22 protein-coding genes and 1 pseudogene are annotated in these 22,598 nt (G+C 67.3%); 14 read left to right on the top strand and 9 right to left on the bottom strand.

Annotation, left to right across the window (positions count from 1 at the left end; genetic code table 11):
• Positions 1 to 270: 270 nt before the first annotated feature.
• The 6 genes from ACT86A_RS02650 to ACT86A_RS02625 are packed head-to-tail and all read right to left on the bottom strand — an operon-like array spanning position 271 to position 6,270.
• The gene (locus ACT86A_RS02650) at positions 271 to 408 is read right to left on the bottom strand and encodes a hypothetical protein (RefSeq protein ID WP_445090361.1); all 138 of its coding nucleotides are present in this window, start codon (positions 406 to 408) and stop codon (positions 271 to 273) included.
• A 23-nt stretch (positions 409 to 431) separates the two neighbouring features.
• Positions 432 to 1,583 (bottom strand): acyl-CoA dehydrogenase family protein, encoded by a 1,152-nt coding sequence (locus ACT86A_RS02645; protein ID WP_445090360.1) that lies wholly within the window; start codon positions 1,581 to 1,583, stop codon positions 432 to 434.
• An 11-nt stretch (positions 1,584 to 1,594) separates the two neighbouring features.
• Positions 1,595 to 2,497, bottom strand: coding sequence for an amidohydrolase family protein (locus tag ACT86A_RS02640; RefSeq protein WP_445090359.1), 903 nt, complete (start codon positions 2,495 to 2,497; stop codon positions 1,595 to 1,597).
• Between the two features lie 36 nt (positions 2,498 to 2,533).
• A complete protein-coding gene (locus ACT86A_RS02635; RefSeq protein ID WP_445090358.1) occupies positions 2,534 to 3,478 on the bottom strand; it encodes a 3-hydroxyacyl-CoA dehydrogenase NAD-binding domain-containing protein in 945 nt (314 codons plus the stop codon).
• On the bottom strand, positions 3,475 to 5,469 hold the full coding sequence (locus tag ACT86A_RS02630; protein ID WP_445090357.1) for an acetoacetate--CoA ligase: 1,995 nt from the start codon (positions 5,467 to 5,469) through the stop codon (positions 3,475 to 3,477). Before ACT86A_RS02630 ends, ACT86A_RS02635 begins: the two co-directional genes overlap by 4 nt.
• On the bottom strand, positions 5,470 to 6,270 hold the full coding sequence (locus ACT86A_RS02625) for a crotonase/enoyl-CoA hydratase family protein (protein ID WP_445090356.1): 801 nt from the start codon (positions 6,268 to 6,270) through the stop codon (positions 5,470 to 5,472).
• Positions 6,271 to 6,359: 89 nt separating this feature from the next.
• Here ACT86A_RS02625 and ACT86A_RS02620 point away from each other — a divergent pair, with 89 nt between their 5' ends.
• From ACT86A_RS02620 to ACT86A_RS02570, 11 genes and pseudogenes are all read left to right on the top strand, one after another.
• A complete protein-coding gene (locus ACT86A_RS02620; protein ID WP_445090355.1) occupies positions 6,360 to 6,800 on the top strand; it encodes a MarR family winged helix-turn-helix transcriptional regulator in 441 nt (146 codons plus the stop codon).
• A 317-nt stretch (positions 6,801 to 7,117) separates the two neighbouring features.
• Positions 7,118 to 7,852, top strand: coding sequence for an ABC transporter ATP-binding protein (locus tag ACT86A_RS02615; protein ID WP_445090354.1), 735 nt, complete (start codon positions 7,118 to 7,120; stop codon positions 7,850 to 7,852).
• Positions 7,849 to 8,580, top strand: coding sequence for an ABC transporter ATP-binding protein (locus ACT86A_RS02610; RefSeq protein WP_445090353.1), 732 nt, complete (start codon positions 7,849 to 7,851; stop codon positions 8,578 to 8,580). Before ACT86A_RS02615 ends, ACT86A_RS02610 begins: the two co-directional genes overlap by 4 nt.
• Positions 8,577 to 9,458: a branched-chain amino acid ABC transporter permease gene (locus ACT86A_RS02605; protein WP_445090352.1), complete on the top strand. Its 882-nt coding sequence runs from the start codon at positions 8,577 to 8,579 to the stop codon at positions 9,456 to 9,458. The genes ACT86A_RS02610 and ACT86A_RS02605 overlap by 4 nt, the downstream gene beginning before the upstream one ends.
• Positions 9,455 to 10,462 carry a branched-chain amino acid ABC transporter permease gene (locus ACT86A_RS02600; protein WP_445090351.1) on the top strand — a complete coding sequence of 336 codons (1,008 nt, stop codon included), beginning with the start codon at positions 9,455 to 9,457 and terminating at the stop codon, positions 10,460 to 10,462. The genes ACT86A_RS02605 and ACT86A_RS02600 overlap by 4 nt, the downstream gene beginning before the upstream one ends.
• Complete coding sequence (locus ACT86A_RS02595; protein WP_445090350.1) at positions 10,459 to 11,670, top strand: ABC transporter substrate-binding protein; 1,212 nt, start codon at positions 10,459 to 10,461, stop codon at positions 11,668 to 11,670. Before ACT86A_RS02600 ends, ACT86A_RS02595 begins: the two co-directional genes overlap by 4 nt.
• A gap of 51 nt (positions 11,671 to 11,721) precedes the next feature.
• Positions 11,722 to 12,549, top strand: a complete 828-nt coding sequence (locus ACT86A_RS02590) for a FadR/GntR family transcriptional regulator (RefSeq protein WP_445090349.1) — start codon at positions 11,722 to 11,724, stop codon at positions 12,547 to 12,549.
• Between the two features lie 639 nt (positions 12,550 to 13,188).
• Positions 13,189 to 14,085: an MBL fold metallo-hydrolase gene (locus ACT86A_RS02585; protein ID WP_445090348.1), complete on the top strand. Its 897-nt coding sequence runs from the start codon at positions 13,189 to 13,191 to the stop codon at positions 14,083 to 14,085.
• A gap of 19 nt (positions 14,086 to 14,104) precedes the next feature.
• Positions 14,105 to 15,067, top strand: coding sequence for a fumarylacetoacetate hydrolase family protein (locus ACT86A_RS02580; protein ID WP_445090347.1), 963 nt, complete (start codon positions 14,105 to 14,107; stop codon positions 15,065 to 15,067).
• A gap of 257 nt (positions 15,068 to 15,324) precedes the next feature.
• Entirely contained in the window at positions 15,325 to 16,020 is a 696-nt protein-coding gene (locus tag ACT86A_RS02575) for a DUF8020 domain-containing protein (RefSeq protein ID WP_445090346.1), read from the top strand.
• Positions 16,021 to 16,280: 260 nt separating this feature from the next.
• Positions 16,281 to 16,768 (top strand): annotated as a pseudogene (locus tag ACT86A_RS02570) (DUF4158 domain-containing protein); the annotation flags it as partial.
• A 444-nt stretch (positions 16,769 to 17,212) separates the two neighbouring features.
• On the opposite strand, the gene ACT86A_RS02565 reads toward ACT86A_RS02570, so the two are convergent.
• Positions 17,213 to 17,707, bottom strand: coding sequence for a flavoprotein (locus ACT86A_RS02565; protein WP_445090345.1), 495 nt, complete (start codon positions 17,705 to 17,707; stop codon positions 17,213 to 17,215).
• 38 nt (positions 17,708 to 17,745) lie between these two features.
• Positions 17,746 to 19,176, bottom strand: coding sequence for a helix-turn-helix domain-containing protein (locus ACT86A_RS02560; RefSeq protein WP_445090344.1), 1,431 nt, complete (start codon positions 19,174 to 19,176; stop codon positions 17,746 to 17,748).
• Between the two features lie 235 nt (positions 19,177 to 19,411).
• On the opposite strand from ACT86A_RS02560, the gene ACT86A_RS02555 reads away from it, so the two are divergent.
• Genes ACT86A_RS02555 through ACT86A_RS02545 form a run of 3 tightly spaced genes read left to right on the top strand, consistent with a single transcriptional unit; the run spans position 19,412 to position 21,903 of the window.
• On the top strand, positions 19,412 to 20,098 hold the full coding sequence (locus ACT86A_RS02555; RefSeq protein WP_445090343.1) for a P-loop NTPase family protein: 687 nt from the start codon (positions 19,412 to 19,414) through the stop codon (positions 20,096 to 20,098).
• Positions 20,095 to 21,240, top strand: a complete 1,146-nt coding sequence (locus ACT86A_RS02550) for a radical SAM protein (protein WP_445090342.1) — start codon at positions 20,095 to 20,097, stop codon at positions 21,238 to 21,240. The genes ACT86A_RS02555 and ACT86A_RS02550 overlap by 4 nt, the downstream gene beginning before the upstream one ends.
• A 9-nt stretch (positions 21,241 to 21,249) precedes the next feature.
• The gene (locus tag ACT86A_RS02545; protein WP_445090341.1) at positions 21,250 to 21,903 is read left to right on the top strand and encodes a hypothetical protein; all 654 of its coding nucleotides are present in this window, start codon (positions 21,250 to 21,252) and stop codon (positions 21,901 to 21,903) included.
• A 59-nt stretch (positions 21,904 to 21,962) separates the two neighbouring features.
• Here the strand turns inward: ACT86A_RS02545 and ACT86A_RS02540 are convergent, their stop codons facing one another.
• A complete protein-coding gene (locus ACT86A_RS02540) occupies positions 21,963 to 22,403 on the bottom strand; it encodes an NUDIX hydrolase (protein WP_445090340.1) in 441 nt (146 codons plus the stop codon).
• Positions 22,404 to 22,598: the final 195 nt, after the last annotated feature.

Below are 22,598 nucleotides of genomic sequence, written 5' to 3'. Positions count from 1 at the left end.
GACAAGCCCGCCACGACGTCGAGCGCCTGCTGGCCGATGCGCACAGCCTCCGTCGGGTCCTCGCTCGCGCGGGCAAAAGCCAGTAGCGACAAGTTGAAGGCGCGTCCACGTTAGTAGTCGTACGCGCTGTCGAAATCGGTCAGTCACTCCGGTCGATCGGACGATTCCGCTTTCGATAAGGCGCATTCGGCCGCCGTGATGGATGCGCTGGGCGGCGCGTGCCCGAGCAACAGCATCGCCCGGGTCGACCGACGAAGGAAGCCTGGTGGCTCATCGCCGCCAGAATCTCCTCACCCAGACCAGGATCACCACCAGAGCGCAGGCCAACCGCAGCGCTTGGATCGAGTATCGCTGCGCCCGCCCATGTTTTTCCTGGTCGTAGGCGGCCCATCCCGCGATCTTTGTCATTCCACGGGTACATAAGGGAACGATCAAATGGTCGTCTCCAGCAATGATCGGGCGATCACGACTCGCTGGATCTGATTGGTGCCCTCGTAGATTTGAGTTATCTTGGCGTCGCGCATCATTCGCTCAACCGGAAAGTCCTTGACGTACCCCGCACCGCCCAGCAACTGGACTGCGTCGGTGGTTACCGCCATCGCCGCATCGGACGCGAGGCATTTCGCCACAGCCCCGGCGACGGTGATGTCCGGCCCACCGGTGTCCAGTTCGCGGGCAGCCGCGTAGGTCGAGGCCCGTGCTGCTCGCACTCGAATCTCCATATCGGCCACCATGAATTGCAAACCCTGGAAATCGGCAAGGGGTTTGCCGAACTGCCGTCGTTCGCCGAGATATCCGACGGCAACGTCGAGAGCGCCCTGCGCGATACCGACCGCCTGGGCCGCCACTGTCGTTCTGGTGCGATCCAGGGTCTTCAAGGCGATCTTCATGCCGTCGCCCGGCGTGCCGATCATCCGATCATCGGGCACGCGGACGTCATCGAGGAAGATCTCGCGGGTGGGGGAGCCCCTCATACCCATCTTGCGTTCGGGTGCCCCGAACGAGAGGCCCGCGTCGCCGGCCTCGATGACGAAGGCCGAGATACCGCGCCTACCCGCGGACCGGTCGGTGGAAGCGAAGAGAACGTATGCGTCGGCGTGGCCCGCGTTGGTGATCCACCGCTTCGTGCCGCGCAGCAGCCAGCCGTCGTCGGTCTTCGCCGCCCGTGCGGCGATGGCCGCGACATCGCTCCCGGCGTCCGGCTCGGACAACGCGAACGCGCCGAGCCACTCGCCGCTCGCAATGCGCGGGAGGTAGCGGCGTTTCAGCGCTTCGGACCCGGCCAGCAGTAGCGGCAGGCTGAACAGCTCATTGGCTCCCGCGACCTGTTGGGTGCTGCCGCACACGCGCGCGATTTCCTCGGCCACCACCACGGAGGCGAGATGATCGCCGCCCTGCCCGCCGTATCCCTCGGGGATCCCGATCGCATGCAGTCCCGCCGCGACCAGGGCGCGCAGCGAGTCGTGCGGAAACTCTTCGTGCTCATCCACTTTCGCGGCATGGGGTGCGATGCGCTCGGTCGCGACGGCACGGGCGAGCTCGCGCAGTGCCAGGTGGTCCGCACCGAGCCCGAACGAGGGCATGTCGCGGCGGATCATCGCGCCACGCCGCGCAAGCCGAGCAGTCGCACCGCGTTCTCCTTGAGCAGCAGAGGACGGTTCTCGTCGGAGAACTCCAGTTGGCCGAAGTCGCTCAGCCAGCGATCCGGGGTCAGCACCGGATAGTCGGAGCCGAACAGGACTTTGTGCCGCAGTAGGGAATTCGCCTGACGGACCAGCTGCGGCGGGAAGTACTTCGGTGACCAACCGGACAGGTCGATGTAGACGTTGGCCTTATGGGTCGCGATCGAGATCGAGGTGTCCACCCAGGGCACCGACGGATGGGCCATCACGATGGTGAGGCCGGGGAAGTCCGCGGCGACGTCGTCGAGCAGTAGGGGGTCGGAGTAGCGCAGTTTGATGCCCCGCCCACCCGGCAGGCCCGCGCCGATGCCGGTCTGCCCGGTGTGGAACAAGGCAATCACGCCCAGCTCTTCGAGTGTGGCCCAGAGTGGGTAGTAGACAGGGTCGTTGGGCGCGAAACGTTGCAGACTCGGATGGAATTTGAAGCCCAGGACGCCGTACTGCTCGACCAGTCGGCGGGCTTGCCGCACCGCGGACGCGCCGCGCAACGGGTCGACCGACCCGAACGGAATCAACACGTCCGCGTGCTCACACGCCTGCGCGGCGATGTCCTCGCTGGACAGTCCCGGATGACCGAGACCGGTCGAGGCGTCGACGGTGAAGACCACCGCCGCCATGTTCCGTTCCCGGTAGTAGGCCGCCAGCCGCTCGACGGTGGGCGTGCGGTCCACGCCGGCCTTGAAGTACTTCGCCGAGGCGTCCAGCAATTCGGCATCCAGCGCGAAGTGGCCGTGGCAGTCGGCCTCGACGTGGGTATGCATATCCAGCGCGACGATGGCGTCCGGGTCGATACGAGGTGCGAAGCGAGTCGTCATCATGTCTTTCGGGGCGAGTGGGAGATTCGATGCGGGTCAGGGCAGCGCGGTGTGCCGACGCTTGCGCTCGAGTAGCTCGACGAGCAGTTCGTCGCGCTGGGCGACCATCGATTCCTGATCGATCTCGGCGAGCTCGTCGTCGACGCCGCAGACCAGCCGCGCGGCCAGCTCCGGCGTCAGCTGCGGCGCACCCAGATCGTCCATCCACGCCTGTGCGGGCGGTCCGAGATGTTCGAGGACGTGGGCCATTCCGCCGGGCCCGCCGGACAAATGCTGATTGACGAGGGGGCCGAGCAGCGCCCAGCGCAGGCCCGGTCCGTGCGCGATGGCCGCATCGATATCGGCGACGTCGGCCACGCCGCGCTCGACCAGGGAATACGCTTCGCGCCACAGCGCCGCCTGCAATCGGTTGGCAAGGTGGCCGGGAACCTCCTTGTGCACCAGGATCGGTCGCTTGCCGACGGCCGCGTAGCAGGCCATGGCAGTGTCGACGATCGCTGGTTCGGTCCGTTGTCCCGGAACGACCTCGACGAGCGGGATGAGATACGCGGGATGGAACGGATGTCCGACCAAGACGCGTTCGGGGTGATCGCGGCACATATCCTGCAGTTGGCTGGGCATCAGGCCCGAGGAACTGCTGGCGATCGGAACATCCGCGGGCGCCGCCTGGTCGAGTTCGGCCAGCAGGCGCTGTTTCAGGTCGGTGCGCTCCGGACCGCTCTCCTGCACGAACTGGGCATCGGCGACCGCTGCCGCGGCACTCGCGGTGAACCGCAAGCGCTCCGGTGTCGCGCCCGCGCTGAGTCCGAGCCGGGTGAGTACCGGCCAGGCGTTCTCCACAGCCGCCCGGAGTCGTTGCTCCGCCCCCGGGGCCGGATCGAACGCCGTCACGTCGAGTCCGCGAGCCAGGAAAAGCGCTGCCCATCCCGCACCGATCACCCCGGTGCCGATGACCGCCACCCGGTCGAGAGGGCCGTTCATCGCGAGCCCTCCGTCCGGCGGCGAGCGTAGTCGACATAGGCGTCGAGCGAGCTCGGGTCCAGCAGTGCGTCAGGTGCCGCGACGGCCCGGATATCCGCGCCCCGCAGGATCTTCTTGACGGGAACCTCGAGTTTCTTGCCCGTGCGGTTATAAGGAACGCTCGGCATGGCCACGACCTCGTCGGGGATGTGCCGTGGTGACAAGCTCGTGCGCAGCCGGGTGACGAGTGCGCGCCGCAGCGGCTCGTCGAGTTGTCGACCCTCTCGAAGGACGACGAACAGGATCAGCTCACCCAGCCCGCCCTGTGGATCTTCGAGGTGGATGACCACACTGTCGGCGATATCGGCGGCGGACTCCAGCGCGGTGTAGAACTCAGCGGTCCCCAGCCGCACGCCCCCGCGATTGAGCGTGGCATCCGATCGTCCGGTGATCGCGCAGGATCCGACGGGGGAGAAGCGGCACCAGTCGCCGAACCGGAAAGCGTGCGGGTAGTCGTCGAAATAGGCAGCCCGCAAACGGCTTCCGTCCGCATCGCCCCAGAATCCCACGGGCATGGACGGCATCGGCGCGCGGATGACCAGCTCACCGAGTTCGCCGACCACCGCGGCGCCGCTCTCATCGAACGCACACACATCCACGCCGAGGCTCGCGCCCGACATCTCGCCCACCCAGACCGGCTGGAGCGGGGATCCCTGTACCAACCCGGTGCACACGTCGGTGCCGCCGCTGCCGACATTGAGCAAGACCCGGTTGCCGAACTGCTGGGCCACCCAATGGAAGCCTTCGGCCGGGAACGGGCTGCCCGCGACGCCGAGCTGGCGCAGCCGCGACAGGTCGAATTCAGTAGCGGGATCGATGCTTTCTCTGCGGCAGGCCATCAGGTAGCCCGGACTCGCGCCCATCAGGGTCGCGCCGGTCCGTTCCGCTAGTCGCCACTGTTCCCGCAGGTCGGGATACAGCGGATTCCCGTCGATCATGACCAGCGACGAGCGGACCAGCAGTGCCGAGACCAGGCAGTTCCACATCATCCAAGCGGTGGTGGTGAACCACAGCAGCCGATCGCCCGGGCCCAGATCCCAGTGGAACGCATGATTCTTCAAGTGCTCCAACAAGATTCCGCCATGCCCGTGCACGATGGCCTTGGGCTTTCCGGTGGTACCCGAAGAGAACAACACGTACAGCGGATGGTCGAACTCCACCGGTTCGAAATCGAGTGGTTCTTCGGTGTCGACGGACAGATCCGACCAGGCGACGGTATCGGCGAGGTCGTAAGGGCCATAGGGAATGTGCACCACGTGCTCGAGTGAGGGGATGCCGCTGCGGATTTCGGCGACCTCGGCGCGCCGTTCGACTGTCTTGGTCCCGTAGCTGTAGCCGCCCACCGTAAGCAGAACCTTCGGCTCCACCTGGCCGAAGCGATCGATCACACTGTGCGCGCCGAATTCCGGTGCACAGCAGGCCCACACGGCACCGAGGCTGGCGGTCGCCAGGAACGCGACCAGCGTCTCGGGGCAATTGGGCAGGTAGGCCACGACCCGGTCGCCCCGCCGGACGCCGAGTCGACGCAGCCCCGCGCGAATCCGGCGTACTTGCTCGGCGAGCTGAGCGAAGGTGAGCTGCACCGGTTCTCGTGTTTGGGAGTAGCCGATCACCGCGATGCGATCAGCGTCCTCGGGCTCGCCGAAACAGTGCTCGGCATAGTTGAGGGTCGCGCCGGTGAACCAGCGGGATCCGGGCATGGTGGGCGGTTCCAGCACGGCCCGATACGGGCTGTGGGCCTTGATGGCGAAGTACTGCCAGACCGATTCCCAGAACTCCGGCAGCTCCCGCACCGACCAGGATCGAAGATCGCTCCAGGACGTGAGCTCGACTCCGTGCTCCGCCTCGAGCCAGCGCATGAAGTCCCGGACCCGGGCCCGCTCGGCGCCCGTCGGATCGGGCAGGTAGAGGAGTTCGGGCTGCGCCGCGGGCATGGTGAGTTCGTTGGTCATTCAGTGCCCCTGAGTAACGGTCACCTTGCCGGCCCGGCCGGCGAGGAAGGCATTCATACGGTCTTTGGCCTCGGAGCTGCTCTGCGCCACCGCAGCCATGAGCGATTCCAGCAGCAGTCCCGTTTCCGGCGGAGCTTCCGCGATACGCGGAAGAGCTTGCAGGACCGCGTAATTCGTGATCGGTGAGTTCTCGGCGATCCTGGCGGCCAGGTCGCGCGCTAGAGTCAGCCCCTGGTGTTCGGGGGTGCGGTAGTGCGCGAGCCCGACGCGTTCACCGTCCTCGGCGCTCAGCACCCGTCCGGTCAGCATCATGTCGATCATCCGGTGCGCACCGATCAGCCTGGGCACCCGCACCGACGCTCCGCCACCGACGAACAGGCCGCGCTGCCCCTCCGGCAGGGCGAAATAGGCCGAGTCCTCGGCGACGCGCAGATGAGCCGCCGCCGCGAGTTCGAGACCCCCACCGATCACCGCGCCCTTGAGTACGGCGATCACCGGGAGCTCGCAGGATTCGATCCGAGCCAAGGCGGCGTGCCACATCCGAGAGTGGCGCAGCCCGGCGACCGCGTCGCGTTCGCTCAATTCGGACAGGTCGAGTCCCGCCGAGAAGTGATCACCGTCGGCGGCCAGCACGATGACTTTCGCGGTGGGTGGCGGCTCGGCGAAGACCCGCCCCAGCGCGAGGATCGTTGCATCGTCGAGGGCATTGCGCTTTTCGACCCGCCGCAGCGTCACAACGGCGATGTCGCCGTCGATCTCGAGTCGGATTGTGCTTGGAAGCCCGGTCTCGGCGCTGCTCACATCGCACTCCTAAATTGACAGGAAACCTGATGGTATGGATTCTGAGCTACTATCAGGTTTCCTGTCAATAGGAAAGATGGATGGCGGCAATGACCAGCACTTCCCCGAAGTCGACGCCGTCGCTGCTCTACTCCGTGAAGCGGCTGGAACTGGCGATTCGGTCGCACCTGGACGAGATGCTGCGCGGATCCGGCATAACGACACTGCAATACACGGCGCTCACGGTGTTGGCACACCGGGACGGAATCTCCGCCGCGCAACTCGCGCGCGACTCCTTCGTGACGCCACAGTCGATGGCGGACATGGTGCGCGCCCTCGAACAGCGCGAACTGATTCACCGCACTCCGAACCCCGACAGCAAAAGGGAACTGCTGGTTTACATTACGGAGTCCGGGCGCGGGCTGCTGCGCGACTACGCTGCGGCCGCGGACACCATCGAGGAGCGGATGGCAGCCGCGTTGCCCGCCGGACAGGTCGAGGCATTCCGGACCGCTCTCGGCATAGCCTGGTCGGCGCTGCGGCGGCAGTGATCCGGAGGACGCGACGCGCACCGGCCCTCGATCCTCGCCATCAGCGAATCCAACTCCACCACAACACGATCCAGCACCACGGAGCAGATCCACCGGCTCGAACTCAACCGAGTGCCGTGGCAGTGCTGGGCAGGTCGTCTCGGCCGCGGATGTCGGTGGCGTCGGCTGGTCGGGACCCGCCGCATGCGGGTTCCGCGCTCGCCCGGGGGTGACGACGATAGACCGTCGATTTACACAATTCAATATATTGACCTAGGTGGTTTTGCCGTGCTGTGATGGCGCTCACGTTTTCCAAAACCCCAAAGGCGAGGTGTTCCATGACCCCCAGCGCAGAGGCCCTATCGCTGGAGATCCGCGATGTCGGTGTGTCATTCGACGGAGTCCGGGCGCTCGACGGAGTCACCCTCTCGGCGGCTGCCGGACGGGTCACCGCCGTCATCGGGCCCAACGGTGCCGGTAAGTCGACGCTGCTCAATTGCGTCTCCGGGCTCTACCGACACAGCGGAGACATCAGGCTTGGCGGAGTGTCGCTCAGCACGCTGGCGCCCCATCGGCGGGCGCGCTTCGGACTGGCCCGGACCTTCCAGACGCCGGCCCTGGTGGACGAGCTCCCGGCCGTGGACAACGCGATGCTCGGTGCGGCGGCCATGGCGCGGCCGGAGCGTGAACACCGGCTGCGGCAACGGGCGGTCGAACTGCTGGACAGGTTCGGGGTAGACGCGGCGCGGGATCTTCCGGCGGGCTCGCTGTCGCACGGTGATCGGCGCCGTGTGGAGATCGCACGCGCGCTGCTGCCCGGTCCCGCGCTGCTGCTGCTGGACGAGCCCGCCGCCGGACTGGACCACGACGAGGCCATGGGGCTACTCACCGCCGTCCTGGAGATCTGCGGGACGTGTGTGCTGGTCGAGCACGACGTGGAGCTGGTGATAAAGCTGGCCGGGCACGTCGTGGTACTGGACACCGGGCGGGTGCTGGCCGAGGGACCGCCGGCGCAGGTCGTCAATGACCAGAAGGTGATCGACGCCTACCTGGGACAGGAGATCCCGGCATGAGCGGCACCCTGCTGGTGGCGGATCTGCGGGCCTGGTACGGCAAGGTCGAGGTGCTGCACGGTGTCGATTTGGCGGCCGCCGCCGGTGAGATCGTCGCGCTCGTGGGACCCAACGGCGCGGGCAAGACCACCTTGCTGCGCGGCATCTCACGGACCGTCCGCACCACCGGCGGGATCGCCGTGGACGGCGTGGACGTAGCTCGCCTGAACGCTCCCGCGGTGGCGCGTCTGGGCGTCGGTCATGTGCCACAGGGCCGGGGCACCTTTCCCGAGTTGTCGGTCGGGGAGAACCTGCGGCTCGGCTCGCTGGCCCGGGGCCGCCGGTTCCGTTCCGAGCGCACCGCCGATCTCGACCGGCTGCTGGCGAGCTTCCCGATCCTGCGGGAGTTCCTGGACCGTCCCGCCGGCGCGCTGTCCGGCGGGCAACAGCAGATGCTGGCGCTGGCCCGGGCCCTGCTGGGCCGGCCAATGTTGCTGCTGGTGGACGAGCCGTCGCTCGGCCTGGCCCCGTCCACGACCCTCGACCTGTTCCGCATGTTCGACGACCTGCGTTCGGACTGGGGCCTGACGATCGTGCTCGCCGAGCAGAACGCCCGGCTGTCGCTGCAGGTGGCCGACCAGGCCGTCGTGCTGTCGACCGGACAAGTGATGTTTCAAGGCCCGGCTGCGGAGGTGGCGGCATCGCCGCACCTGCGCGCGGCCTATCTGGGAAAGGAGGCTCTGACGTGACGGAGCTGCTCCAGCAGATCGTCAACGGACTGAGCACAGGCTGTGTGTACGCGGCCCTCGCGCTGGCGATCTCGGTGATCTATCAGGGGGCGGGGATCCTCAACTTCGCACAGGGCGAGATGGCCGCGGTCGCGGCGTACTCGGCCTGGTGGCTCGATGCGCTCGGCTGGCCGATGTGGGTAGCCCTGCCGGTGGTCTTCGTGGGGGCGGCGGCGCTGGGCGCGGTGATCGAGCGCCTGCTGATCCGCCCGGTGGAGGGCGCGTCGGTGCTGGCGCTGGTCACCGTGTCGACGGCGCTGCTGCTCGGCATCAACGGGCTGGTGACGGTCCTGTGGGGCACCGACCCGCACAGCCTGGCCAGCCCGTTCGGCGCGCAGGCGCTGAACGTCGGCCCGGTGACGGTCACCTCGCAGCAGCTCGGTGGGGCTGCGGCCGTGCTGGTGGTGATGGCCGCGGTCGGGCTGTTCTTCCGCTTCTCCGACGTCGGGCTGCGGATGAAGGCGGTGTCACAGAACCCGGACTCCGCCGTCCTGCTCGGAATCCAGCCGGGCCGAATGCGCGCCGCCGGATGGGCGCTGGCCGCGGCGGTCGGCGCGGTCGCCGGATTCGTGGCGGCGCCGGCGACCGGGGTCAACCCGGAGATGATGCAGGCGCCGCTGCTGATGGCGTTCGCGGCGGCCGCGCTCGGCGGGTTCGGCAGCCGGATCGGCGCCGTGGTCGGCGGGATCGTCCTGGGCGTGCTGACCGCGCTGGCCTCGCGATATGTCCCGGGCCTGAATGGTGACCTGGCGTTGTCCGTGCCATTCGGCGTCATCTTCCTGGTCCTGCTGCTGCGGCCGCACGGGCTGTTCTCCCGGGGATCGGCGGTGCGCGCATGAGGGCCTTGGCGACACTTCCGCGAGCGAGGACGCTGGCCTGGGCGGTCGTGGCCGTCGTGGCGGTCGTGGTCCCGTACGTCGTGGACGACTATCAGGTGTTCCAGCTCGCCCGTCTGACCACCACGGCCATGGCCGTCGCGAGTCTGGTGCTGCTGACCGGGTGGAGCGGACAGGTCAGCGCCGGCCACGGCGCATTCTTCGGGGTGGGCGCGTACGCCACCGCCATTCTGATCGTCAAGGCGGGACTGCCCTGGCCGCTGGCGGTGGTGCTGGCCACGCTGATCAGCTTCCTGGCCGGGTTGCTGACGGGACTACCCGCGCTCCGTATCCGCGGCATCAGCCTCGCGCTCATCACCCTGGTCCTTGCCGTGCTGTTGCCCCCGCTGATCGTCCGCTTCGAGGACCTGACCGGTGGCTCGACCGGTATGCCGCTGCCGACGGTGCGCACGCCAGCGGGTATCCAGCTCTCGGGTGCGCAGTTCCTCTACCTGGTGACGCTGGCGGTCCTCGCGGCTGTCCTGGCACTGCTGGCCGCCGTGTGCCGAGGGCGCACGGGCCGTGCGCTGGCCGCGCTGCGCGACCAGCCGGTCATGGCGGCAACGGCGGGCGTGCCGACGGCCAGGTTGTCGCTGCTGGTCTTCGGTGCCAGCGGCGCCATCGCCGGGCTCGGTGGAGCGCTCAACGCGCTGGCGATCCAATCGGTGGTGGCGGATTCCTACACCTTCACCGTGTCGCTGGCACTTCTGACCGGCGCGGTCGTCGGGGGCATCCGGTCGTGGGCCGGCGCGCTGATCGGCGCTGTGTTCGTCGTCTACCTCCCCCAAATCGTCAGCGACTCCGTCGGCGACAGCCTGTCCGGCAACTGGACCCAGGTCGTGTACGCCGTACTGCTACTCATCGTCCTCTACTCGGCCCCTCAGGGACTCGCCGGATTGGGCACCCGCCTGGCCGCCTTCCGGATTCCCGGTGCACGCCCCATCCCTACTCCCAGGACACAGTCATGACCATTACCCGAAGAAACGCCCTCGCCTGCCTCCTGGCCACCGGCCTCGCCGCCGCCTTCACCACCTCGTGCGGACGCACCGACGAGACCTCGACGGTGTCCTCCGATGCCTCCTCCAGCGATCCGATCATCGTCGCGAGCAGCTTCCCCATGTCGGGTCCGTACGCCCCGATCGCCGCCATCAGCAAGGGCGCGGCGGCCTACTTCGACAAGGTGAATGCCGACGGCGGCGTCAACGGCCGCAAGATCAAGTACGTGGCGTACGACGACGGCTACGATCCCGGCCGCGCCGCCGCCAACGTCCGCCGCGGCGTCGACCAGGACAAGGCCCAGGCGTTCCTGACCTTCGGGGTACCCGGCGAGGTGGTCCGTCCCTACCTCAACCAGCGCAAGGTGTTCAATGTCGCCTGGTCCGGTTCCACCCAGTTCTCACAGGTCGACCAGTTCCCCTATTCGCACGCCTGGTGGCCTGACCTCACCGCGGAGACCGGGGTCGTCGCGCAGTACGTCGGCAAGGAGGTCCCGAAGGCCAAAGTCGGCGTGCTCACGCTCAACAACGACCTGGCCGACGCCGCCGAGGCCGGGTTCAAGTCGGGCGGGATCACCCCGGAGGTCTTCCTGAAGGTGCCGCCCAACCAGCAGGACAACACCGCCCAGGTGGCGCAGCTGAAGTCGGCGGGGGTTGACGTGCTGTACCTGGCGCTGGGCGCGCCGCAGATGGTGCCGACACTGCAATATATGGCCCAGATCGGCTACCGGCCGAAGACCTTCGTCTACTCGATCACGGTCAACCACACCAGTCTGCTCGACCCGCTGACCCCCAAGATCTCGGCGGGCCTGCACGCAGCGCTGTGGCTGGCCGACCCGGCCGACCCGGGCTGGGCGAACGACCCTGGCATCCAGGCGTACAAGAACGACGTCGCCGCCTCCGGCGTCGATGCCGGCGACATGCTGGTGCTCAACGGCTTCGCGGGTGCCGCGGCTCTGGTCGCCACCATGAAGAACGCCAAGACCCAGGACGCCGACGGCTACAATGCGGCCTGGAACGCGACGAAAGGCGTCCCGGCGCCCGGTCTGATCGGTGCCACCCTGAACGCGGGTCCCGGCGGGCGGCTGGTCTACCGCTACCAGGTGATGGAGTTCGACGGGTCGAGCTGGCAGACCCGCGGTCCGGTGCAGGACGTCGTCACGTCCGGACTGATCAAGTGAACGGCCGCACGCTGGCACGGCCGCAACCGAGCCGACAGGAGCCATCGCAACGTGACCGATCCGCACGCCCGGCCGAACCCGGGCAACGTCGTTCTGGACAGCCGATCGAAGGCCGAACGAGTGGCGGACGCCCTGGCGACACGCATCCAAGAGGACAAGCTCGAGCCCGGCGCGTTCCTGGGCACCAAGTCCGAACTGCGCGACCAGTTCGGGGTGAGTCCGGCCACCGTGGACAGCGCGCTGCGTCTGCTGGTCGACCGTGGAACGGTGGAGGTGCGACCGGGGGTGAAGGGCGGCCTTCGGGTCGCTGGGCAGCCGGGCGCGGTCAGTCTGGGCCGGGCCCGTTGGCAGTTGCTCGCGTCGGGTACGGACGCCAAGCGGGCAGGCCAGGCGCTCGGGGTGTACTTGGGCCTGCAGCCGCAGATCGTGGCCGCGGCGGTGCACGGGCAGACCGCGCAGGATCGCAAGGTGTTGCGCGCGGTGTGCCGACGGCTGCGGAAGGTCGGCGGCGACCCGCAGAAGTACTTCGCCGCGCACGAGGCCGCGCACGACGCGCTGCTGGCGGCCACACATGACGACATCCTCATGTCGGTCGTCCGCAACGTGCGGGCCATCGCCGACCAGGCCGCCGGAGGGCAGCACGCGCCGAGCGTGCAACTGCCCGCCGACGAGGACCCCGCCGCCTACCTCACCGACCGCGCCGAGGTCCACATCCACATCATCGAGGCCGTACTCCGCCGGGACGTCGAGGACGCCTGGTACGGCTTGCTGCACCACGCCGTCACCCAGACTGACCGTCCGGCCGACGCCGCGATCCTCCCCGCGGGCTACCTGGACCTCCAGACGTACTGGCGCAGGATGGTGGGAGGACCTCACTGACGGCACGGCGACGGTCGAGCCGGTTCATGCCGCACTCGATGTCGTGGTGCCGCTGGTAGACCGCCGGATCGAATGTAGGTGGCCGACCACCCGTGCGGGCCCTATTTCTGGGGTTGCGCACCTGGTCGGCTTTCTCCGGGATCGTGCACGGGATGCACTGTTGCCGCAGCTAGGCCCGGTTCACTGGAGAACTCTAGGCTTTGTCCGCCGGGCAGCGGTCCGGCCGGGTGCGGCCATGCCCGGACCGCGCGATCCGGATCCGCTCCAGCACCACCTGAAAATTCGGCGAGTCAGCCCGCTGCCCTGCGGTGACCACACGCGGCAACGGCCAACGGCTCTCGGCCTGGTCCGGTGGCGAGGTGCAGCTTGGTACTCAACCTTCCGCGCGACCGGCCGATCCCGTGATCGGCCGGCTCGACCTCTACCCCGCCCGGGGTGTCCCGTGGCGCGATCCGCCGACCCGATACGGCCCGTGGAAGACGGTGTACGGGCTGCTCCGCCGTTGGCAGCGCCACCGGCAGCGCATTCCGGCCGGGTTGCAGGCCCAGGCCGACGCCGTCGCTCGTCAGGTCACCACGTCCGACACGGAGACCATCTCAGACCGAGATCAACTTCTAATACAGACTCTAGGAGGTTCCCATGGATAAGCCCATCGAGGTTGCCGACCGCGTGTATGCCTATCCGCAGGACGATGGCAGCTGGTGGGTCAACACTACGGGTTTCGTTGTAGGGCGCCGCGACATCGTCGCGATCGACTCGTGCTCCACGCTCAGGCGCACGGAACGATTCCGGGATGCCATCGCCGGGGTCGCCGATCTGCCGGTGACACGGCTGGTGAACACCCACCATCATGGCGACCATACTTACGGCAACGCGCTGTTCGACGCCGTGGTCATCGGCCACGAGAACTGCCGCACGGAAGCGCTCGACGACCGGGCGCGCGAGCACGCCGACGCACTGTGGTCGCCCGCACCCGACTGGGGTGATCTCCCGCTCGACCCACCGTCAGTGACGTTCTCCGACAGCCTCACCCTGTACCTGGACGAGCTGCGGATGGAACTGATTCACCCCGGAACGCCCGCGCACACCAAGGGAGACATCGTGTGCTGGCTGCCCGAGCAGCGCGTCCTGTTCACCGGCGACCTGGTCTTCAACGGTGGCACGCCGCTGATGCTGCAGGGCTCGGTCACCGGATCGCTCGAGGCTCTGAAGTTCCTGCGCGGCTTTCCCGCCGAGACTCTGGTTCCCGGCCACGGCATCCCCACCGGCCCGGACATCCTCGACCTGCACGAGCGCTATTACCGCTTCGTGCTGCGGTCGGCCGAGCAGGCCCGCGCCCGCGGACTGACGCCCCTGGAGGCGGCGCGGGAACTCGACCTCGGCGAATTCACCGATCTCCTCGACCCGGAACGCATCGTGCTCAACCTGCACCGCGCCTACGCCGATCTGTCCGGCGACGGTGACGTCGACCCCCGCGAGGCGTTCGCGGACGCGATCGCCTACAACGGCGGCCGTCCGCTCCGCTGCGTCGCGTAAAACTCACGACAGGACTGACATGCGCTTTGTGACATACGACAACGGCCTGGGCGACGACCGGGTGGGCCTGCTCGACGGCGACACCCTGTACGGGCTGGCCCCCGGCATCGACCTGCTCAGCCTGCTCGGCGACGACGGCGAGCGACTCCACGCAGCGGGTCAGTCGGCCCGTCGCGACCCCTACGAGGTACTCGCCGTGGGCGAGACCAACCTGCTGCCCCCCTTGCCGCGGCCACCGAGCATCCGCGACTTCATCGCCTACGAACAGCATGTCGAAGGCACCGCGAAGCTCGTCGGCAAGGACGGCGTCAACCCGGTCTGGTACGAACAGCCCCTGTTCTACTTCTCCAATCCGCATTCGGTGGTGGGCTCCGACCGAGAGGTCCCGATTCCACCAGGGTGCGCCGCGTTCGACTTCGAGTTGGAGGCCGCCGCTGTCGTCGGCCGCGCCGGCACCGACCTGACCCCCGACCAGGCCGAACGGCACATCGCCGGATACATGGTCATGAACGACTGGTCCGCACGCGACCTGCAGTTCCGTGAGATGCAGTTCGGCCTCGGCCCGGCCAAGGGCAAGGACAGCGCCATCACCCTCGGCCCCGCCCTGGTGACCCCGGATGAACTGGCACCCTTCCGCTCCGGTACCGCGTTCGACCTCGGTATGCGCGTGGCGGTCAACGGGGTGCCCTTCGGCGAGGACCGCATGACCAATATGGCGTGGAGCTTCGGCGAGCTGATCTCCTACGCCTCCCGCGGCACCTGGGTACGCCCCGGCGACATCATCGGCAGCGGAACCAGCGGCAACGGCTGCCTGGCCGAGAAATGGGGACGCGAGGACAGGCACTGGCCGCCTCTCAAACCCGGAGACGAAGTGACCATGACGATCGATGAGATCGGCACGATCCGCAACACCGTCGCCACCACCGCCGGCGCCCCGCACCTGCTTGCCCGCCGAATCCCGAGCATGCCCCGGGCCCGTTAGCGACACCGCTTCGACGTCGCCGACGTCGACACCGTGGCGACCGACTTTCCGGAGTTGCCTCACCCCGCCCGCTGCCTCGCTTCACTATCGGCGAGCAGGTGGAGGCGGCACCGATCAGATCGTCGCGATGCCCGACGCAGAAAAGCTTGGCTATCGGGAAGGACGGGATATGGAGTCTATTTCACTCCGCCACACCAACTGACGGCGCGCGCCCACGCGCCGAGCTCCCATGCAAATTCAAGAGAAAGTATACAACGATGAGGAAAATCGTCGCGGTGGCCGCAGGTCTGGTCGCCGCAGTCGGGATCGCGTCCGGCTCGGCCGGTGCGCAGCCCGACACGCAGGACGCGGTCGACTTCACCGCCTACGCCACCGACACCCAGTCCATCGTCACCACGGACGCCGGCTCGATGGTCGTCGAGGACGGCGTGTTCAAGATCAAGGCCGTCAATGGCACCGTGCTCGCCGGCATGCCGCTGAAGTTCCGGGTCGATGACTTCGAGTTCCCGATCGCGGCCGACATCGCCGACCACACCGCGACTCTGACCCCGCAGTTCGACATGACGCACGCGGCCTACAAGCCGGTCGCCCTGCCGTTCGAGGACAAGGCGCCCTGGAAGAACGAATACGACCGGGAACAGGCCGCCTGGTCCCGGATGACCAGCACCATCACCATGGGCGCCACGCTCGGCACCCTGGTCGGCGGCATCGGCGGCGCCGCGGTCGGTTGCGTGCTCGGCGGAATCGCGGGCGCGACCGTCGCCTCCGCGGCGATCATCGGCCTGTTCGGCGCGTTCATCCCGGCCGCCGCGATCGGCTGCCTCGGCGGCATCGTCGCGATCGGCGCCCTCGGCACCATCGCGGGTCAGTTGCTGGTCACCGCCCCGGTCGCGATCGGTGCGGCCATCCAGTACTTCTCCACCATCAACCAGCCTCCTGTCCAGGCGAAGTAGGTAGTGGCGAAGAACCCGACGTCTCGTTCGTTGGGGGACACCCGACCCCGCCCGGTTCCGCACCCCGGGCGGGGTCTTCGCCGAACTCATCGGCACGCCCAAGAATCAGCCACCCACCCGATGCAGGACCTGTACGCGGGGCCGCGCGGCTCCGACTGGTATGGCCTCGTGAACCGGGGAGGCGGTCGAGCAATCTAGGCGTTGCCGTTGAAAAGTTCGGTGACCGAACTGTTCTCGAAGACCTCGCGAATCCTGCGGGCCTGACACCGGGCCGCAGGCGCGGCCCAGCGGAGCGGCTGGGTTTGTCGGTGTCGTTGTGCGCGCTGCCGTGGTTGGGGTTCGTGCCGGACAAGGTGGCTGCCGCGCCTGCGGTGGCGGTGGCGCGGTGGCGCAGCAGCTGGACATTGATGTGTCGCTGATCCGTTCGTACGGCAAGCGGGCACAGACGCGCACCGAGCATCTGCGATTGGTGGCTCAGTATCTGGGCTGGCGGTCGGCCGGTGCGCTGGAGCTCGAGGAGTTGGACGAGATCTTGCTGGCGCGGGCGATGGAACATGATTCGCCGACACTGCTGTTCCGGTTGGGGTGTGAGTATCTGCTCTCGGCGCGGGTGATCCGCCCCAGCCCTGATACCGTCGTGCATGCTCGCGAACGGGCACAACGGGAGACCTACGATCGACGGTTGCCGCGACAGGTGGGGCTGCCCGGAATCCGGCATTCGATAGGACTGGCCAGGTGCTGGCATCTCGGCGCCAGCGTGCTGTGGCTGGTCAACGGCGCGGTCTTCTACGTTCTGCTGTTCACCACCGGTCAATGGCGTCGGGTGGTCCCCACCAGCTGGGATGTCTTCCCGAGTGCCGTGACGGTCCTGATTCATTACCTGTCTCTGGACTGGCCCGCCGACAACGGCTGGGTGGCATACAACAGCCCGCAGCTGCTGACCTATTTCGTGACGATCATCCTCGCCGCACCCCTGGCTCTGCTCACCGGGCCGGCGATGTCACCGGCCCTGTCGACACGATTCACCTGGATCGGCAAACACTCAACGTCCAGCTCGCGCGCTCGGGGCACCTCCTGGTGCCGGCCATCGCAGTCCGCACCGAAGTCCGCTGGGCATGGTTGTGATGATCATGATTCGAATCTGATGGAATCGCCACCCCCGGGCCGGAGGCGCTCACCTACATCCTCTCTGTCAGTCGAGGCTTTTCAGGGCTGCCGCCCACGGCACCGGTTCGCCTTCGTTGACCCGGATGAAGCGCACGCCCCAGTCGGTGAGCTTGGTCAGTGCGTCAGCCACTGGGGGGAACTGGAATTGGGCTGCTCGTCCGTGCGGAACCGCTACGACTGGTAGCCCGGCTCCGACCGTTTCGACAAGCAGCGCCAGCGGCAATGTATCGCCGATCCCCGCAGCCCATTTCGCCATGGAACTTGTCGTCAGCGGCGCGGCGATGACCGCGTCGGGCGGCGGAAGCAGGTCTTTGGTGCCCGGGACCTTGAACTCCGACCGAACGGGATACCCGGTCTGTGCCGCGAGTGCTTCGGCGTCGATGAATCGAGCGCCGTTGGGGGAGGCCAGAACACACACTTCCCAACCGTCTGCCTGCGCGAGTGTCACCAGTTCCCCGACTTCCCCGGCCCCACCGGCTCCCGTCACGATCGCGTACAGAACTCTAGTGCGCTCACCCATGCCCCCATCATGGCAGGCGATGGGTGATGCGTCTTCGCCTACAGCGCCACGGCACCGACCCGAGAAGCGAGTTTGCCGAGGTCACCTGTGACAAGGTCGCGTCCGGCCCTGATCATCATGTGGCCCACCAGTTCCTGCACCGTGTCCATCTTGCGGACCTGCTGAGGTGCGATGCGCTCCGCCCGTAACAGTGCGTCCAGGGACATGGTGTGGTCGTCGCGGGCTGCGGCGGCGCGCCCGACTTCTACGAAGTACTGTGCGGCGCGGCCGACGGTCGGCAACGATCGAGGGTCGAGGCGGTGGGCGAGATCGAGCACTCGTTCCGGGGAGCCTTCTTCCATCGCCACGGTCATGTTCCACAGCGCGACGTTGGCCGAGCCGAAGGAGACGTTGCCGACGATCGTGGTGGGGTCGTCGACGGTCGAGCGGTCGAGTTGAGCCGCGTACTCGGCGGCCTGGGCGAGGTGATCGTGGGGGCTGGCTCCCATGGTGGCGGTGACCAGAGAGGCTTGAAGGTGGAGCATTCCGACTGTTTGTATCTCGGGTGCGGTGGTTGCGGCGGGTCCGACCTGGGCGGCGGTGTGCACGGCGCAGTCCAGGGCGGCCTTGAGTGACTCGGGTCGGGCGAGGAGCACCTGGCTGCGCACATAGGCACCCGAGGCGATGCCTTGTCGGCTGTCGATGCGTTTGGCAGCGGATTCGGCTGCCTGCGCGGCTGACCAGGCGACGGCGAAATAACCGCGTGCGCGCAGTGCCACTGAAGTCTCGGAAGCGACCTGGGTCAGCGCATCCCACGCGGCACGGCGGTCTCGGGGCTTCCCGCCTTGGGCTTGGCGGTACAGATCGGTGATCGCCGGTGCCAGCAAGGGTCCGAGTTTAGCGTACTCGCAGGCCATTTGGAGTTTCGTGATACGTCGGGCGAGCGCGACGAGTTGGCCGATCTCGCGGACTGGCTGATCGCTTCCGACGTTGCCTGCTGCCCAGAATGCTGTTTCGATGGCGGGCACCGAGGCATCGAAGTCGTCGGTGGCCGAGCTGCTGCTCGGGAGGATGTCCTCGGTGGTGGCCGAGGCGACGGCCGCTGCCGCGAGGACGAGCAGCTGTCGACGGTCGACCTCGGTTGCCGAGTTCTGCCGGGGGAGCCGGAACCACAGCAGTTCCTCGGGGATGTGCAGAGCTGTTGCCCATTGGACCAGCTTGGACATCTTTTCGGGAGCTTCGCGGGACTCGATCCGGCTCAGGGTCGCCTGGGACATGTCGAGCCAGTTCGCGACGTCGAGTTGGGTGATCGGGGACTTGTGCATGGGGTGGGTGCGGAAGGCGAAGATCACCCGGCCCATGTGCCAGGAGGCCAAGGCGTCGCGCATGTGATCGCTGGCCCAGAACTCGGCGGGCATCACCGGTGCGCCGACAGCGGGTTCTTCTCGCGCGCAGCTACTGCACGCCGTGCCGGTGTTGAATCGGGACATCCTAGCCCCGCACATCGGGCATTCGCGCGTGTTGTTGGTTGTCCGCATCATCCGCCCCGCTTCCGCGATCATGGCCGTCCCCAACGGTTTTTCCGACGGTACCACCGGGTCTACCCAGCCCATATGCACCTTCTGCATACACCGGAATTCCCGAGACTCGTTGTGTGTATAGCCAATTCGTGCTCGACGCGGCGATCGTCGGTGTGTCCGATATCAATCTTGCGGAAGGGGCGACATGGCGTTATCACTGTTGGTGCCGATCCTCGGGCCACCGGCATCCGGAAAGACAACCCTCACGCTAGCGCTGGGCGAGAATCCCGACCGGCACGTGTTCAGACTGCGCGAACACGTGCCGCCCGAAGTGGTCAGGCAGACCACAAGCCACGGCCCACGCGACCTCGGCTGGATCGACGATGACGTCGTCAATCCGGTTGTGCGCCGGTACCTGAGCACCGTGGCCACGGACTCCCGGATCCACACGGTGCTCCTGGACAACTATCCCGGCACCGGCCAACAGGTCGAGGCGCTGCTCGAGATCGCGCGGGCGCTCGCACCGACCTGTGTCATCGAGCCGATTGAGCTCGTGCTCGACGCGCCGGCCAGACGCAAGAGGGCGCGAGCACGTCGAGTCTGTCACCGATGTGAGCGCGATCCGGCAGCCGATCCGCGCCTGCCCGCCACCGCGTCGACGGTCGGCGGATGGATTTGCCTGAGCTGTGGCTCTCTGCTGCTCCCGCGGCGAGGCGACGCTCCGTCACTGTTCGCCGCCCGCACCCGACGCCACGACGACACGGTCGAGGACGTGCGTATCGCGTTCGACAGTGCGGGCATCGCCACCAACTCCGTCGACGCCGCTGACGACGCCGCGACGGTCGCACGAATCGTCGAGCCCCTGCTCATCGTGAGGAGTACCACCGCGTGATCAGCACAACCCCTCTGGGACTCCCTACCTTCCTGCCCGACACCTACGGCCACGCCCGGATGCCGCGCAACGCCGGGCAGCGCGAACCGCATCGTGTCGACAAGATCGCCTATGGCCGGTTCCGCAACGTCTATCTCTACATCACCGAGGCGTGCCAGTTGCGGTGCGAGCACTGCTACATGGGCGAACGGCTCGACCGGGCGTTGAAGATGACCCCGCAGCAGATCGTCGACACCCTCACCACCTGGCGACAGCTCGGTGGCGACAAGCTCACCATCCTCGGCGGTGAGCCGACCTTGCACCCCTGGTATATCGATGCTGTCCGAGCGGCCAGGACCATCGGCTACGGCCACGTCATCACCACCACCAACGCCCAGGCCATCGCGCGCAAGAAGTTCGCCCAGCTCACCCCCGAGGACTTCGCCTACGTCCAGGTCAGCATGGACGGCGGCAGCGCGGCCACCCACGACACGGTCCGCGGTGAGGGCACTTTCGACCAGGCGATGCAGACCAGCGCCGAACTGTGCGAGCGCGGGTTCGACACCCGCATCATCTGCACGGTCAACAAAGCCAACGAGGGTGATGTCCTGCGCCTGCTCGACATCGCCGACGACATCGGCGCGAGCCTGGTCAAGTTCCACGTCTTCTCCACCATCGGCACCGGCCACGGCAACGCCGACATGGCGATGAATCCCCTGGAATGGGTGGACTTCTGCGCCAGGCTCGAACTGGTCGCACCGGAATACAAGTCACGGGTGTGGTTCCAGCCCACCTACGCCCGCCGCGACCAGATGGACCGCTACGCCGGGGAGGGCTACCAGGGTTGCATCGGCCGCACCCTCGACCGGATCTCGATCTTCCCCGATGGCCGCTGCTACGTGTGCAGCTACCTCTTCGACACCGACACCTACTACGCCACGATGCGCGAAGGGCAGGTCATGCTCAACCGCGACAGCGAGATCAACGAGTTCGACCTGTTCACCCAGCCCTTGGTCAACAGTGCCTGCGGTGGGTGCAAAGCCTCGGCGTGCATGGGCGGCTGCCCAGCCGAAGAGCTGGTCATGGGGGCTTCGTCGTGCTCGGCCTACCCCGACATCGTGCCGGTCTGCCGACTGTGGAAGTCCAGCGCGAAACCCGAATAGGAGAAACGAATGCACACCCTGGAAACAGTCATCGAACCTCTGCGCTGCCTCGACTGGGACGACGTGGAAGCAGTCGAGTCGGCCACCCGCAAGTCCTTCGAGCTGCTCGTCACCCACAAGCACCTGCTGCGCGCCGCGTTGACCGCGCTGCCCGACAGCCCCGGCCTGACCGCACTGTGCGAGCACTACGACATCCTCGACAAGATCGTGCTCCACGACGACAGTGAATCCGGAATCCGGTTACGCCTGCACATCTTCGGCCCCGGCTACCACGACCGCCCGCACAACCACCGCTGGACCTACGCCAGCCACATCCTGCGCGGGGAATACCGGCACCGGCTCTACGGCGAAGCCCAGCTCGGCACCGAGATCGACGTCTCGAGCCTGCGCGCGGTTCACGTCCGACAGGAACGAGTCGGGACGAGCTACGCGCTGCACCACAGCGCTATTCACGCGGTCGTTGCGGAGCCGGGCGCCGTGTCCTTGGTGTTGCGCGGCCCTGCCATCAAGGACCGGTTCCTGGTCATGGACGCCAAGAACGGCGAGTCCTGGTGGCAATACGGGGCCACGAAGGAATCCCTCGAAGACGCTGCGGAAAAACGTATGTCCCCGCAGCGCCTCGAGGAACTGATCGCCTCGCTCGATGAGTGGCAGCTCATCTGACGAGGTCTAGCGACGGTGGGGACCGGCGAGAGAGAGGTCACGGCCCCCACCGTCGCCTGTCACCAGCCGAACAGTGACAGCGACTTGCCGGAGGAGATGTGGCCCAGTGCTTCCCGGCAGTAGGGGATCATGTCCGCTGGCAGTGCGTCGGCCGTGAACCACTCCAGCGCATCGCATTTGTCGGGTTCCATGTTCGTCGGCTCGCCCGCCCATCGCCGGACCTGGAAGAAGAACGCGACGCGACCGCCGGACGAGCTGTTGTGCATGATGTGCGCGAACTCGACGTCCTCGGGCGCGATCTGCACACCGATCTCCTCGGCGGCTTCACGGCGCAGCGCCTCGACCACCGACTCCTCGGCCTCGAGATGCCCCGAGGGCGGGTGGAACGCGCCATCAGCGTACCCGGTGCCCGCTCGCCGACCGAACAGGATTCGACCCTGATCGTCGGTGAGCAGCAGGTGCACATCACCTATGAGCGTGTGCCTTTCAGTCCTGGCCACAGCCATTTCTACCTCTCTCTCGATGCGCTCGACATGAACGCGAGCACGACCATAAGCCATCGGCGGCCCATGTACTACCCGGTCCGCCGCATCGGAATCGGAGACCCATGTCGCACCAAGCCACCCTCCACCGAAGCGAAGGCCAGCTCCTCGTTGTCCCCAGCCAGACACCCGAAAGCTTCCGCGCGATCATCA

The organism is Nocardia glycosmidis, assembly GCF_052545115.1.
This window is presented reverse-complemented; position numbering and strand designations above follow the sequence as displayed.